General features: G+C 65.8%; 12 protein-coding genes. 8 read left to right on the plus strand and 4 right to left on the minus strand.

Annotated features, from left to right (window positions below; translation table 11 throughout):
- Positions 1 to 774: acetate/propionate family kinase (locus ACYDAT_RS09450; RefSeq protein WP_461449776.1), on the minus strand; the 774-nt coding region annotated here is incomplete at its 3' end.
- A gap of 466 nt (positions 775 to 1,240) precedes the next feature.
- Between ACYDAT_RS09450 and ACYDAT_RS09455 the strand changes: the two genes are divergently transcribed.
- From ACYDAT_RS09455 to ACYDAT_RS09465, 3 genes are all read left to right on the plus strand, one after another.
- The gene (locus ACYDAT_RS09455) at positions 1,241 to 1,396 is read left to right on the plus strand and encodes a hypothetical protein (protein ID WP_461449778.1); all 156 of its coding nucleotides are present in this window, start codon (positions 1,241 to 1,243) and stop codon (positions 1,394 to 1,396) included.
- A 21-nt stretch (positions 1,397 to 1,417) separates the two neighbouring features.
- The gene (locus ACYDAT_RS09460) at positions 1,418 to 2,932 is read left to right on the plus strand and encodes an MFS transporter (protein ID WP_461449780.1); all 1,515 of its coding nucleotides are present in this window, start codon (positions 1,418 to 1,420) and stop codon (positions 2,930 to 2,932) included.
- Between the two features lie 179 nt (positions 2,933 to 3,111).
- Positions 3,112 to 3,396 (plus strand): helix-turn-helix domain-containing protein, encoded by a 285-nt coding sequence (locus ACYDAT_RS09465; protein WP_461449782.1) that lies wholly within the window; start codon positions 3,112 to 3,114, stop codon positions 3,394 to 3,396.
- Between the two features lie 55 nt (positions 3,397 to 3,451).
- On the opposite strand, the gene ACYDAT_RS09470 is transcribed toward ACYDAT_RS09465, so the two are convergent.
- Positions 3,452 to 3,997: a sterol desaturase family protein gene (locus ACYDAT_RS09470; RefSeq protein ID WP_461439200.1), complete on the minus strand. Its 546-nt coding sequence runs from the start codon at positions 3,995 to 3,997 to the stop codon at positions 3,452 to 3,454.
- A 680-nt stretch (positions 3,998 to 4,677) separates the two neighbouring features.
- Between ACYDAT_RS09470 and ACYDAT_RS09475 the strand changes: the two genes are divergently transcribed.
- Genes ACYDAT_RS09475 through ACYDAT_RS09495 form a run of 5 tightly spaced genes read left to right on the plus strand, consistent with a single transcriptional unit; the run spans position 4,678 to position 10,058 of the window.
- Positions 4,678 to 5,715, plus strand: coding sequence for an efflux RND transporter periplasmic adaptor subunit (locus ACYDAT_RS09475; RefSeq protein ID WP_461449784.1), 1,038 nt, complete (start codon positions 4,678 to 4,680; stop codon positions 5,713 to 5,715).
- On the plus strand, positions 5,699 to 7,528 hold the full coding sequence (locus ACYDAT_RS09480; protein ID WP_461449786.1) for an ATP-binding cassette domain-containing protein: 1,830 nt from the start codon (positions 5,699 to 5,701) through the stop codon (positions 7,526 to 7,528). Before ACYDAT_RS09475 ends, ACYDAT_RS09480 begins: the two co-directional genes overlap by 17 nt.
- Positions 7,529 to 7,538: 10 nt before the next feature.
- Positions 7,539 to 8,654 (plus strand): ABC transporter permease, encoded by a 1,116-nt coding sequence (locus ACYDAT_RS09485; RefSeq protein ID WP_461439197.1) that lies wholly within the window; start codon positions 7,539 to 7,541, stop codon positions 8,652 to 8,654.
- 2 nt (positions 8,655 to 8,656) lie between these two features.
- Positions 8,657 to 9,766 carry an ABC transporter permease gene (locus tag ACYDAT_RS09490; protein WP_461449788.1) on the plus strand — a complete coding sequence of 370 codons (1,110 nt, stop codon included), beginning with the start codon at positions 8,657 to 8,659 and terminating at the stop codon, positions 9,764 to 9,766.
- A gap of 49 nt (positions 9,767 to 9,815) precedes the next feature.
- Entirely contained in the window at positions 9,816 to 10,058 is a 243-nt protein-coding gene (locus tag ACYDAT_RS09495; RefSeq protein ID WP_461449790.1) for a hypothetical protein, read from the plus strand.
- 171 nt (positions 10,059 to 10,229) lie between these two features.
- Here ACYDAT_RS09495 and ACYDAT_RS09500 read toward each other — a convergent pair whose 3' ends face one another.
- On the minus strand, positions 10,230 to 12,923 hold the full coding sequence (locus tag ACYDAT_RS09500; RefSeq protein ID WP_461449792.1) for a cation-translocating P-type ATPase: 2,694 nt from the start codon (positions 12,921 to 12,923) through the stop codon (positions 10,230 to 10,232).
- Positions 12,902 to 14,023, minus strand: a complete 1,122-nt coding sequence (locus tag ACYDAT_RS09505; RefSeq protein WP_461449794.1) for an alpha/beta fold hydrolase — start codon at positions 14,021 to 14,023, stop codon at positions 12,902 to 12,904. The genes ACYDAT_RS09500 and ACYDAT_RS09505 overlap by 22 nt, the downstream gene beginning before the upstream one ends.
- Positions 14,024 to 14,035: the final 12 nt, after the last annotated feature.

The following is a 14,035-nucleotide window of genomic DNA, read 5'->3' on the forward strand; positions in this document are numbered from 1 at the left end:
GAGACCTTGCTCCTGCAGCAGATACAGCACCACGCCGGGATCGAGGTTGCCCGGGCGCGTGCCCATCACCAAGCCTTCGAGTGCGGAAAAACCCATGGTGCTGTCCACGCTGCGCCCACCCTGCAGTGCGCACAGCGAAGCGCCGTTGCCGAGGTGCGCGACCACGGTGCGGCCGCGCGCCAGCTCGGGTGCGATGCTGGGCAGGCGCGAAGCGATGTACTCGTAGGACAGGCCGTGAAACCCGTAGCGGCGCACGCCGGCGCGTATGAGTTCTTGCGGCAGCGCGTACAAGTCGATCTCGGGCGCATGGCCGTGATGAAACGCGGTGTCGAAACAGGCCACCTGCGGCAGTTGCGGCTGGCGTTGCAGCAGCGCGCGGATCGGCGCGAGATTGAACGGCTGGTGCAGCGGCGCCAGCGGGTTGAGTGTCGCGAGTTGACTCAGTATTTCAGCGCTGACGCGCACCGGCTGCCAGAAATCCACGCCGCCGTGCACCACGCGATGCCCGACAGCGTCGGGCGCCGCGCCGAGGTGCGTGTTGATCCAGTCGCTGACCAGCGTTTCTGCCGCCGCCGCGTCGGGGACGCTGCGGTTGCCCAGCACACGATCGACCAGACTGTGACCGGCCGCGTCGTGCACCTGCAAGCGCGGCGCGCTGCCGATGCCGTCCAGTTGTCCCTGCTGCAGCAGTTCGAGCGCGTCGTCGACATTCGTGCGAAAGGCCGCGAACTTGATGCTGGAACTGCCGGCGTTGAGCACCAGGATGCAGGTCATGTTGAAGCCTTCTGAAGCGGACAAACGCCGCGAGAATCCGCAATCACGGCGATCTTTTGGTAGTGTCTCAGATTGAATCCTTCGCTCCTTGAGCGCTCAGACATGCGGCTCTACACTCGGCACATGTCCAAGCCAAAGCGCCCGCGCGACCCCAACCAGCTTGCCAGTCTCATCGCTGCGATAGCGACGGGAGAAGGCGAAGATAAGACAGAAGACGGGAAGAACCCAGCGGCGGTGGCGCTGGGGCGCATGGGTGGACTCAAGGGCGGTAAGGCACGCGCTGCGAAGCTGACCGCCAAACGACGGTCAGCGATTGCTAAGAAGGCGGCCGCCGCGCGTTGGAAACCTAGACCAGCAAGGAGTCCCCCCGGCCCTGCCGGGGAGGCAGTAGACGTTTGACGTTTGCTGAAGTCCATCGGGGAAACTCCAACTCGTGAGCCGCCAAGCACACGAGAGGAATCCACCGATGGACGAGTACCACCTGGCGCGTGTCTATGGAGAGCGCAAGCGCAACTTCGTAGGGCAGAGAGCTTCTGGGCGAGGATTTCGTCAGTGCCCCGATCCCGAGATCGTGTTTGCCTATACCCAGCAGACCGTGGAAAGTGGGGCCATCGCACCCTGAGCACGACTTGCGCGATCCATCATGACCGCCGCGCCCGACCGACCACTTGCCGCAGCGGGAACCGTCAGCCCCGACCACGCGCAGATCATTCATCTGCTCGACGACGCGCCGATGCGCCTGCCGCATTACCTGGCGTGGGCGCTGTCCAGCGGCGGCACGCTGATTACCGGGCTGGCGGTGTTCATGCTGGGCATCTCCATGCCCTTGCTGGTGCATGATCTTGCCCTGTCGCCGCTGCAAACGGGCCTGGTAGCGGCGGCGCTGTTCGCGGGTGGCGTGCCCGGTGGCGCACTGGGCGGCTGGCTGGCCGATCGCATCGGACGCAAGCCGGTGTTTCTGCTCGACATGGGACTGCTGGCGCTGGCCGCCGTGGTCAGTGCGCTGACCTGGAATGCCTGGCTGCTGATCGCCGCGCAATTCGCGGTGGGCATGGGCTCCGGCATGGATTTTCCGGTCAGCGGCAGCTATGTGGCCGAGTGCATGCCACACCGCAAACGCAGCCGCATGCTGGTGGCGACCATCGCCTGCCAGGCGCTTGGATTGTCGCTGGCGGCCTTGCTGGCCATGGTCTTGCTGCACCTGACGCCAAGCGTCGAGGCATGGCACTGGTTTCTCGGCACGGAGGCACTGGTCGCCGTGCTGTTTCTGCTGGCACGCCTCAACATGGCCGAGAGTCCGCGCTGGCTGATGGGGCAGGGGCGCAACCGCGAGGCGGTGCATATGCTGGCGCGCTTTGTGTCCGTGGACCAGCAGCAGTTGGAAAGCATTGCCTCAAGACTGGGCGACGCGGTGCATTTCGTCGCGCGCGTGCCGCGAATGAAAAAGTCGCTGGGTTATGCCGAGTTGTTTCACCCGGCCTACTTGCGCAGCACCTTGCTGTGCACGGTGCCCTGGTTCCTCATGGATATCGCCACCTACGGGGTGGGTTTGTTCACCGCGCTGCTGCTGGCGGGCCTGCACTTTGATGGCGCGCATCTGCCCCTCGTGCAACAGGTTGCGGCACTCACGCGCGGCGCCGGGCTGATCGACCTATTCTGGCTGGTGGGATTCTTGCTGGGCCTGTGGGCGGTGGCGCGGTTCGGCCGCATTCGCATGCAACTGGCCGGGTTTGCCGGCATGCTGGCCGGCATGGGCGTGCTGTGGGTCAGTACGCTGCTGGTGGGGAGTGCCGGGCAACACATCGTCCTGGTGTTCTCCGGCTTCGTGGTGTTCAACCTGTTCATGAACATGGGACCCAACAGCACCACCTTCATTCTGCCGACCGAGTTGTATCCGACGCAGTTGCGCGCCACCGGCGCAGGATTCGCCGCCGCGGTTTCCAAACTCGGCGCGACGCTGGGCGTGTTGGCCTTGCCCTTGATCGAATCCGCGTGGGGTGTGCCTGCGGTGCTGGCGCTCATGGCGCTGATCAGCCTGCTGGGCTTGTTGAGCACTTGGGCGCTCGGCATGTATGGCCACGGGCTCACGCTGGAGCAACATCAAACCCGCATTCTGCCAACGCGCCGACGGGCGGGCATTACCTCTGAATTCAGTTGAAAGCGCTCGCTTCTGTACTCGACATGTCTGGTTGCGCCGCAATCCTTGATGGTCTGCGAATTCACGATCGCCGCAATCGAGGCGCTGGCCGAGAGCGATCCCAATCCGCTCAATCACCTGCTAGACCAGCAAGGGAGTCTCCCCGGCAGTTGCGGCACATGCTGGGCAGCATGAGTGCCATGCAAAAGGTCGCATGCTTTTTCATGCATCTGCACGAGGTACTGCCTGCGACCGACAGCGCGGCGACGGTGTACGAACTGCCGATGACTCGCGCCGAGATCGGCAACTTCCTTGGTCTGAACATGGAAACCACCAGCCGGCTGATGTCGCGATTGCCGGCAGCGGGCTCGATCAGCATCGAGCGGCGTCACGTGCGATTCCTGCGCATCGATGCCTTGCGCGCATGGCAAACCCGTGGGCTCACGACGGAAATTGACGTCAACAATCTGGCGGCCGTGCGCTGACTGCGGACTGGAGTAGGAGTCTGGTGTGCGAACTCAAGTTGGGCATGTCCTTGGCCTAAGACTGCCCGATGCTGCGGAAGACGCGGTCCCACAGTGACGTGGTGACCCCGTAGTTCTGCTGCGGAGCATGATGATGCAGCGCATGCAAGCGCTTGCGCTGGCGCATCCACGCGCCGCGCGGACGCCAGTGATGCGTGGCGTGGTGGACCAGCCCATAGGCGAAGTAACCCGCGGTCATGCCCAAGGTGGCGCCGAGACCCAGCCAGACACCGCCCAGCAGTGTTGCCGGCAGCCAGACCAACAGCATGATGAACGCGGCGCTGAGCACCGTGGGCGTCGCGATCAATGCCTGCGGACGACGATGGTGTTCCCCGTGCATGCGCTGAAACGGTTCGATGCCGTGAAATATCAAGCGGTGCATCAGGTATTCGACCAGGCTCCAGCACACCACGCCGGCAATGACCGCCAGCGCCACGCCGGGCAGGGCTTGATGCGGCGCGAACCCGGCCAGAACGCCGAGCAGCAGCACGACAACCACGAGATAAAACGCGAAGTCCGCGAAATAGACGGCTTTCGAGTGTTCGATGCTGACGGCTTTCATGTGCGATGCCCTCTGGCCGGATGCCCATGGTCTGTAGTCGCGCGGCACCATGAACGGCCAAGATCCTGGTGTAATGCTCCGCGTTCGTTGTACCAGAATTTTCACGTGCTTCCGAGAATGTGCCGAACGCCGCGAATCGCGGCACCCGCCATCTGTACACGCGGCCCCTTCGATTCCGCAGCGCACGCAGGCATCGCACACGCATCCAGGCAGCGCGGCGGAACATGCCTGCGCCTCGATTTGCAGCCTTTCGAACGCGCCTGGTGACATGCCAACCGGCTTCCAGCGTAGCCGTACTCGGAAAATCTTTTCGGCCGCGAACCGCGCCAGATCGAACCCGAGGCCCGGGATTCTGCCCTTGGTGGGAAAGAACGGGTCGCCTCTTCGAGGGAAGGCGGGATTTGCCCCTTGGCACGCTCGTGGCGAGCGGATCACCGCACCGGCGAGCATGATGGCGTGCAGAGTTCGCCGCCTTCAATCCCGCGTGGCCTGCGCTGCGGCAAGACCATTCTTGAGCCAGATCAAGACGCGGGAAGAAGTGCGAGCATAGGATGAAATCCTCGATCAACATTTTTCTGGCGACCTTCGACGGCGAAACATTCGGCATCTCTTCGGACTTTTGCGCGTGCTGACCAGTGCTGACGGGGTGCGGCATGGCATCGTCTTCATTCAGGCTGTCCATGAAATCCTCCCCTCGAAAAATTCTGGTGCTGTTGGTCGTTGTCGTGCTGGTGCTTGGGGCGGCGGCTTGGTGGGTGCGACGCGAACAGCATCCGACACCTACCGCGCTGACGCTGTACGGCAATATCGATATCCGCACCGTGGATATGGCCTTTAACGATGCGGGCCGCATCCAGCGCATCGGCTTCGAGGAAGGCTCCGCGGTACGCAAGGGTCAGGTGCTGGCGCAGCTTGATCCGCTGCGCTTTCAGGATGCGGTGAATCAGGCCGCGGGCGTGCTTGCGACGGCGCGCCAGCAGCTTGCGAAACTGGAAGCCGGCAGTCGTCCGCAGGAAATCGCCGAGGCGCGCGCTGCGGTGGCCAGCGCCGCGGCCACATTGCACAACGCGCAAATTACTTATGACCGCCAGCGCGCGCTGGCCGCGGCGCATTTGTTGCCGCAGCAGTCGGCCGACAACGCCCAGCAGGCGCTCAAGAACGCACGCGCCGGTCTCGACAGCGCGCAGCAGGCATTGAGCCTGGCCGTGCAGGGGCCGCGCCAGGAAGACATCGCTGCCGCGCGCGCGCAGGTCAAGGCCGATGCCGCGGCGCTGGCGCTAGCGCGGCGGCAACTGCACGACACCACGTTGATCGCGCCGACGGATGGCGTCATCCAGACGCGCGTCCTCGAAGTCGGCGATATGGCCAGTCCCGCTGCACCGGTGCTGACACTGGCCTTGAACAATCCGGTCTGGGCGCGCGCTTACGTGCCGGAGACCGAGCTGGGCCGCATCGCCTCGGGCATGCGCGCCGATATCCTCAGCGACAGTTTTCCGGGGCGGCGTTTCAAGGGCTGGATCGGATTCATCTCGCCCACCGCCGAGTTCACGCCCAAATCGGTGCAAACCACCGACTTGCGCACCGAGCTGGTGTACCGGGTGCGCGTCTACGCCTGCAATCCACGCGGGCGGCTGCGCCTGGGCATGCCGGTGACGGTGCAGGTGCCACTGCACGACAACGCGCCGCGCGCGCTCCCCGCGCATGTCTGTCAGGACTGACACCGTGGAGGCGCCGGCGCTGGTGCTGGAAGCGGTGCACAAGCGCTTTCGCCAGGGCAAGCAGCAGATCGAGGCGATCAAGGGCCTGAGTGTGCAGGTGCAGAGTGGGCGCATCACCGGCCTGCTCGGCCCCGACGGCGCTGGCAAGACCACGCTGATGCGTCTGGCGGCCGCGCTGCTGCTGCCCAACGCCGGCCAGGTGCGGGTATTGGACCACGACAGCCGCCACGAGGCCACGGCCATCCAGCGTGACATCGGCTACATGCCACAGCGCTTCGGCCTGTACGAAGACCTCAGCGTGCAGGAAAACCTCGCGCTGTATGCCGATCTGCAAGGCCTCGATGCGACGCGGCGCAGCGCGCGTTTCGAGGAATTGCTGCGTCTGACCGCGCTGGGGCCGTTCGGCAAGCGCCGCGCCGGCGACTTGTCCGGCGGCATGAAACAGAAGCTGGGGCTGGCCTGCGCACTGCTGCGCGCGCCGCGTCTGCTGCTGCTGGATGAGCCCACGGTGGGCGTCGATCCGATCTCGCGCCGTGAGCTGTGGAGCATCATCAAGACCATGCGCGCGCATGGAGTCACGGTGTTGGTGAGCACCGCTTACCTGGACGAAGCCGAGCTGTGCGACGACATCGTGCTGTTGCACGAGGGCAGTCTGTTGGCGCAACAGCCGCCCGCCGCATTCCAAGCGCCGCTGGTCGGACGCTGTTTTCTGGTGCGCCACGCCGCACTGCGGCGGCGCACGCTGCAAACGCAGCTAAGCGCGCGCACCGGCGTGGTCGATGCTCTGGTGCAGGCCGAGGGCGTGCGCGTGGTGCTGGCCGCGGTGCCGACGCGGCCACCCGCGCAACCGGGCGAAGACTGGCAACCCGTGGCGCCGCGCTTCGAGGATGCGTTCGTGTCGCTGCTGGCGGCGCATGACGATGGGGATGCGCAAGCTATGGCCAGCGATGATGCCGTGCCTGCTTTCCATGGCGATGCCCAACGCACTGTGTCTGCGGCCGCCTCACTGGATTCCCGCCTGCGCGGGAACGACGGTGGAGAGGACGCGGCCGCGCCGGTGATCGAGGTGCACGAACTGCGCCGTTTTTTCGGCAGCTTCGAGGCGGTCAAGGGTATCGAATTTACCGTGCAGCGCGGCGAGGTGTTCGGCCTGCTGGGCGCCAACGGCGCGGGCAAGAGCACCACGTTCCGCATGCTGTGCGGGCTGCTGCCGGCCAGCTCCGGCACGCTGCGCGTGGCTGGCGTGGACCTGCGCACGGCGCGCGCGACGGCGCGCGCGCGCATCGGCTATGTGTCGCAGCGGTTTTCGCTGTACGGCAATTTGAGCGTGGCGCAGAACCTGGCATTTTTTGCCTCGGCCTACGGACTCGGCGGCGCACGGCGCAAGGCCAGGCTGGATTGGGCACAGCACGAGTTCGAGCTGGGTGCGTATCTCGATGCCGGGGCGGCGGAACTGCCGCTGGGCTTCAAGCAGCGTCTGGCGCTGGCCTGCGCGTTGATGCACGAGCCCTCGATCCTGTTTCTGGACGAACCCACCTCGGGCGTCGATCCGCTGGCGCGACGCGAGTTCTGGCAGCGTATCAATCATCTGGCCGAATCCGGCGTGACGGTGATGATCACCACGCACTTCATGGACGAAGCCGAGTATTGCGATCACCTGGTGCTGATGTCGCTGGGCGAGATTCTCGCCTTCGGTACGCCGCAGGAAATCCGTGCCCAGGCGAAGACCGCGGTGTTGCCCGCTCCGAGCATGGAAGACGCCTTTATCGGCTTGATCCAGGCGCATGAAGCGCGGACGCGGAGAGCGGCATGAGGATCGCGCCTTGAACCGCCAACGCCTGCGTGGCCTGGTGCGCAAGGAGTTTCTGCAGATCCTGCGCGATCCCTCGTCCATCGCCATCGCCTTCGTGCTGCCGGTGTTCCTGCTGCTGCTGTTCGGCTACGGCGTATCACTGGACGCGCACCGCGTGCCGCTGGCGGTGGTGGTCAATCAGCCCACGGCGCAGACCAGCAGTTTCATCGGCGGGCTACAGCAGTCGGATTTTTTCGACCCGCGACCTTACCCGACCCTCAGCGCCGCGCGCGCCGCGCTGATGCAACGTCAGGTCACCGGCATCGTCTGGCTGCGCGGTGATTTCTCGCGCGACGTGCTGGCCGGAAAAACCGCGTCGGTGGCGGTGTGGGTGGATGGCGTGGACGCCAACAACGCCAACATCCTGCAGGGCTATTTGCAGGGCATGTGGCAAAACTGGCTGCAACTGCAGGCTGATCGGGCCGGGCAGCCGCTGGCGATCCCGGTGGTGGCGGAAAGCCGCATCTGGTTCAACCCGGCGCTGCGCAGCCGCGACTTTCTGGTGCCGGGCTTGATCGCGTTGATCATGACCCTGATCGGCGCGTTGCTCACCGCACTGGTGGTGGCGCGCGAGTGGGAGCGCGGCACCATGGAGGCGCTGATGGCCAGCCCGGTGACCATGGGCGAAATCCTGTTCGGCAAGCTGGTGCCGTATTTCGTGCTGGGCATGGGCGGCATGCTGTTGTCGGTGGCCATGGCGGTGTGGCTGTTCGCGGTGCCGCTGATCGGCAGTTTCTGGCTGCTGGTGGCGTGCTCGGCGCTGTTCCTGCTGGTGGCGTTGAGCATGGGGCTGCTGATCTCGACGCTGGCCAAGAACCAGTTCGTAGCCGCGCAGGTGGCGGTGATTGTCACCTTCCTGCCGGCATTCATTCTTTCCGGCTTCATTTTCGACATCAACTCGATGCCGGCGGTGGTGCAATTCCTTACCCATATCGTCGCTGCGCGCTACTACGTCGCCATCCTGCAGACGCTGTTTCTCGCCGGCGACGTATGGCCGGTCGTACTTTCCAACAGCGCGGCGCTGGCGGGGATGGCGCTGCTGTTTTTCGGCATCGCCCGGCGCAAGTCGCGCAAGAGGCTGGACTGAGCATGTGGGCGCGCATCGTTGCCTTGATCATCAAGGAGTTCCTCGCCGTGCTGCGCGACGCGGCCAGCCGCACCGTGCTGATCGGCCCGCCGCTGATCCAGCTCATGGTGTTCGGTTACGCCGCCAGCTTCGATCTGAATCACATCCCCTACGCGGTGTACAACCAGGATTCGGGCTATGCCGCGCGCCAACTGCTGGCGCGCTTCAACGGCGCGCCCGATTTCCAGCAAGTGGCCACGATCCGTAACGATGCGCAGATCGCACCGCTGATCAACGACAAGGACGCGCTGCTGGTGCTGCACATCGGCCAGCACTTCACCCGCGACTTGTTGACGCAAAAACCCGCCAGGCTGCAAATCATCATCGACGGGCGCGACTCCAACACCGCAGCGCTGGCGCTCAACGATGTCAGCGGCGTGCTGCTCAATTTCAACCAGCAATGGGCAGCGGCGCACAGTCAACGCGGGCCGCCGGCGCAACTGGTGATGCGCGCTTGGTTCAACCCCAATCTGCGCTCGCGCTGGTTCATCGTGCCCGGCCTCGTGGCCCAGCTCACCCTGGTGGTCACGCTGCTGGTCACCGGCCTTTCGGTGGCGCGCGAGCGCGAGATGGGAACCTTCGAGCAGTTGCTGGTCACGCCCATGCGCCCGCTGGAAATCTTGATCGGCAAGGCCGTGCCGGGCTTCGTCATCGGCGGGCTTGAGGGCGGTTTCATCGCGCTGATGGCGGTGCTGTGGTTCCACGTGCCCTTCGTCGGCAGCGTGGCGGCGCTGGCGCTGGGCATGTTCTTTTTCCTGCTGGCGGCGATCGGCATCGGGCTGATGATCTCCTCGCTGGCCGTCACCCAGCAGCAGGGGCTGCTCGGCGTGTTTCTGTTTCTGGTGCCGGCGATCATCCTGTCGGGTTTCGCCACGCCCATCGCCAACATGCCCGAGGCGGTGCAACTGCTGACCTATGTCAACCCGATGCGCTATTTCCTGATCATCGTGCGCGGCGTTTTCCTGGAAGGCAGCACCATCCCCATGCTGTTGTCGCAATACGCGCCGCTGGCGCTGATCGGCCTGGCCAGCATGAGCGCCGCGGCCTGGCTGTTCCGGCATCGCATGGCTTGAGGCACGACGGCTCGCCGCACGCAGGCCGAGCATCGGGGAGGCATCGCACATGATCCGCATCCTGCTGATCGAAGCGCTGCTGTTCGGCCTGCTGGGCGCCATCGTCTTCAGACTGTTGTTCGCTTTCATCCGGCGCATGGCCGTCGCATGGGCGATCAGCATGTTGCTGATCATGGTGATCACGATTTTCATCGGCGCTCGCGTCGGCCCGCAACTGCTGCATGAGTGGGGCGGATCGGTGCGCGACGATCTGCCCGCGATCGTGCTGCGCGCCGTGCGTACCGCCGCCTGACTGCTGGGATCCCTGCTGGCCTGACTGGCGGTGCGCAAACGCAAGGCGCTGGGCCTGGAACCGCCGCCCGACTTGCCACCGGGTGATATCTGAATGGTCATTGGGCGTGGGCACGGGTGCGCTTTCACAACCCCGCGATGATCGGGCATATCAGGCGCAGACGGCATCGTGCTAGAACGAGATGCCACGCCGCCGCAGCCACCACTTCTCGGCCTCCACGGCGAGGAACTTGGCCGCGCCCAGCACGCCCAGCAGCAACCACGCGGAAGCGTCCAGCGGGCGCGTGCGGAACACGGCTTGCAGCGGTGGGGCATAGGTGAATAGCGCCTGCGCAATCGCCAGCAGCGCGCAGGCCCACAGTGCGACGGCATTGCCGCGCAGCGCACCGAAGTTGACGCTGGAGGCGGTGAAGTGGCGCATATTGAACAGGTACACCATTTCGCCGATGACCAGCATGTTGACCGCGGCGGTGCGTGCGGCATCGATGCCGACGCCGCGCGCCAGCTCCCACTCGAACGCGAAAAACGTGCTGGCCGTCATCAGCAGGCTGACATAGGTGATGCGCGCCAGCATGGCGCCGCTGAGCAGCGCCGCGCCCGGCGCACGGGGCGGCCGGCGCATGATGCCGGGTTCGGCCGGTTCGAAAGCCAGCGCCACCGACAGCGTGATTTCGGTGACCAGGTTGACCCAGAGTATCTGGCTGGCGCTGACCGGGAGCGCCCAGCCGAGCAGTACCGCCAGCAGGATCACGCCGGCCTCGCCGCCGTTGGTGGGCAGGATGAACAGCAGCGCCTTGCGGATGTTGTCGAACAGGCGCCGGCCCTCGCGCACAGCGTGCGCGACGCTGGCGAAGTTGTCGTCGCCCAGTACCAGATCGGCCGCGGCGCGCGCGGCGTCGGTACCGCGCAGGCCCATGGCCACGCCGATGTCGGCGGCCTTCAGCGCCGGCGCATCGTTGACGCCGTCGCCGGTCATGGCGACTTGCTCACCCTCGGCCTTGAGCGCGGCGATCAGGCGCAGCTTGTGTTCCGGACTGGCGCGCGCGATCACGTCGGTGGTTTGCAGGCGTGCGCGCAGCGCGGTTGCATCGAGCGTGTCGATCTCCGGCACAGTCAGGACGCCCGCGCCGCGCAGGCCGAGTTGATTGCCGATGGCGGCGGCGGTGAGCGGGTGGTCGCCGGTGATCATCAGCACGCGGATACCGGCGCGCCGGCATTCGGCCACGGCGTCCGCGGCTTCGGGGCGCGGCGGGTCCTGCAGCGCTAGCAGACCGAGCAGGGCGAAGCCGGGCGCGATGTCGCCCTCGTCGAGCGATGTGCGCGCAGCCGGCGCCTCGCGCTGCGCGATGGCCAACAGGCGCTGCCCCGACGCAGCGGCCTGTGTGATGCGCGTGCCCCATGCATCGCGGCGCAGCGGCAGCCCATCGGCGGTATGCGTGCACAGTTCCAGCACGCGCTCCGGCGCGCCCTTGAGCAGCACGAACCTGTGACCGTGGTGATCGTGGTGCAGGGTGGCCATATAGCGGCGATCGGACTCGAACGGAATCGCATCCACACGCGGCGCGTCGGCGTGCTCGCGCGCCGCGTCCAGTCCGGCCTTGTGTGCCAGTGTCAGCAGCGCGCCCTCGGTAGGATCGCCCACCACGCTCCATCCGTCTTGCGCGTCGTGTTGCAGCTGGGCGTCATTGCACAGCAGTGCGGCGCGAGCCAGCGCCTGCAGCGCCGCGTCCTGCGCGGGCGCAAGGGGCTTGCCGTCGACGCTGAATCCGCCTTCGGGCGCATAGCCGGCACCGCTGACGGCGAGCGTTGCGCCCGGCAGCAGCACGCCGACGGCGGTCATCTCGCTGCGCGTCAGCGTGCCGGTCTTGTCGGTGCAGATCACGCTGACCGATCCCAGCGTCTCGGCGGCGGGCAATCGGCGCAGCAGGGCATGCTGCCGCGCCATGGCGCGCGCACCCAGGGCCAGCACGATGGTGACGATGGCCGGCAGACCTTCCGGTATGGCAGCCACCGCCAGGCCGACCACGGCGAGGAACACCTCCAGCGGCGGCAACGCCTCGAGCCACAGCCCCCAGATGAAGATCAGCGCGCTGGCCACGACGATGAACAGCGTGATCTGCCGCGCGAAGCGATCGAGGCGGCGCGTCAGTGGCGTGACGCTGCTGGGCACCGCGGACACCAGATGGCCGATGCGGCCGAGCTCCGTCGAGGGGCCAGTGGCCACGACCACGCCGCGCGCCTGGCCGTAACGCACCTCGGTTCCGGCCCAGGCCATGCAGCTGCGTTCGGCCAACGCGGCGTCATCGGCGACGGATGCGATTGATTTATCCACCGCCACCGATTCGCCAGTGAGCGCGGCCTCGTCCACGCGCAGGCTGCGCGCCTCGAACAGGCGCAAATCCGCCGGCACTCGGCTGCCGCTTTCGATCAGCACCACATCGCCCGGCACCAACGCCGCGGCATCGATCTCCTGGTGTAGGCCATCACGCATCACCACCGCTCGCTGCGCCAGCAACCGGCGCACCGCGGCGAGCGCCTGCTCGGCCTTGCCTTCCTGCACGAAGCCGATGATGGCGTTGACGATGACCACGCCGACGATCACGCCGGAATCGGTGAAATCGCGCAGCAGCAACGTCAGCACTGCCGCAGCCAGCAACACGTAGATCAATGGATTGTGGAATTGCAGCGCCAGGCGCAGCCATGCGCCGCGCACCTTGGCTTCGGGCAGGCGATTCGCGCCGTGGCGCGCCAGACGCGCCTGCGCCTGGGCGCTGTCGAGGCCACGCTGCGCGTCGCCACCCATGGCCTCCAGAACGCTGGCCGCAGCGTGCGCGTGCGGATTTTTCATCGCGGCTTGGGTATCCAAGTAGCGATCTCCGGCCAGATTTTCCTGAGTGTGCGCGCGCCCATGAACAGGCCGACGTGGCCGCCGGGCACGATGCGTTTTTCGATCTGCGCTTTCGGCGTGCCGCATAGGGTTTCGGCGGCGAAGACTTGCTCATGGCTGGTGATGTCGTCGCGCTCGCCGGCCAGCAGATACAGCGGACAGGTGATGTCCTTGAGCTTGAGCGTGCGCCCCAGCGCGACGTATTTGCCCTTGGCTAGCAGATTTTGTTTGAACAGTTGATCGATCACCTGCAGATACCAGCGCCCGGGCAGGTCCAGCGGGTTCTCGTACCAGCGCTCGAAGGCCTCGGTCTTGGACAGCCACACCGGATCATCGATGTGCTCGTACAGGTCGATATGGTCCTGCACATAGTGCTGTTCTGGGTGCATGTTTTTCCAGCCCGCCAGCATGTATTTACCCAGTATCAGTCCGCCGCCACTGGCCACCAGATCAGCGTAGAAACTCATCGGGCTTTCCTTCACCATCTTCACCAGCGGGCCGTTGCCGGCGTGGGTGTCGATGGGCGATCCGGCCAGCACCAGGCTAGCGACCTTGTCGGGAAAACGCGCCGCCAGCATCGCCGCCATCCAGCCGCCCTGGCACAGACCCACCAGATTGACGCGCCCACCGAGGTCGTCGACGCAAGCGAGGAAGTCCCCCAAGTATTGATCGACCTCGAGGTCTTTCATGTCGGCTGTGGCGCTGTGCCAGTCGGTGAGGAACAGATGTTCAACGCCGTTGCTTTTCAGCGTCTGCATCAGGCTCTGGCCCTCGTGGTAGTCGGCGATCATCGAGGTATGGCCGGCGTAGGGCGCGTTGACCAGGGTGGGAACCCCCTTCGCGCCGGGCGCGGAGTAGTCGCACAAGTCCAAGGTGCGCAGCTTCAGGTGCACGCTGTGCGCGGTGGCGAGCCTGGGCTTGATGCTGCCGTCGTGCAGGCGCAGTTCCTCGTCGGCGAACTTGACGTTGCGCGCGAGCAGTTCCATGCCTTGCTCGGCCATGCTGGTGGCCAGTTGCACCGGCCAGAAGAACGCGGTGTTGATGTTGGGCGCGAGCGTCGCGGGAGCGGGTGTGGACATGGTCGCTTTCCT

It is taken from the genome of Metallibacterium sp. (genome assembly GCF_054637675.1).

Bases quoted from the DNA above. Each gene is read 5' to 3' on its own strand.
- ACYDAT_RS09455 (WP_461449778.1), top strand. From the start codon at position 1,241: ATGGACGAGTACCACCTGGCGCGTGTCTATGGAGAGCGCAAGCGCAAC.
- ACYDAT_RS09460 (WP_461449780.1), top strand. From the start codon at position 1,418: ATGACCGCCGCGCCCGACCGACCACTTGCCGCAGCGGGAACCGTCAGC.
- ACYDAT_RS09465 (WP_461449782.1), top strand. From the start codon at position 3,112: ATGCAAAAGGTCGCATGCTTTTTCATGCATCTGCACGAGGTACTGCCT.
- ACYDAT_RS09470 (WP_461439200.1), bottom strand. From the start codon at position 3,997: ATGAAAGCCGTCAGCATCGAACACTCGAAAGCCGTCTATTTCGCGGAC.
- ACYDAT_RS09475 (WP_461449784.1), top strand. From the start codon at position 4,678: ATGAAATCCTCCCCTCGAAAAATTCTGGTGCTGTTGGTCGTTGTCGTG.
- ACYDAT_RS09480 (WP_461449786.1), top strand. From the start codon at position 5,699: ATGTCTGTCAGGACTGACACCGTGGAGGCGCCGGCGCTGGTGCTGGAA.
- ACYDAT_RS09490 (WP_461449788.1), top strand. From the start codon at position 8,657: ATGTGGGCGCGCATCGTTGCCTTGATCATCAAGGAGTTCCTCGCCGTG.
- ACYDAT_RS09495 (WP_461449790.1), top strand. From the start codon at position 9,816: ATGATCCGCATCCTGCTGATCGAAGCGCTGCTGTTCGGCCTGCTGGGC.
- ACYDAT_RS09505 (WP_461449794.1), bottom strand. From the start codon at position 14,023: ATGTCCACACCCGCTCCCGCGACGCTCGCGCCCAACATCAACACCGCG.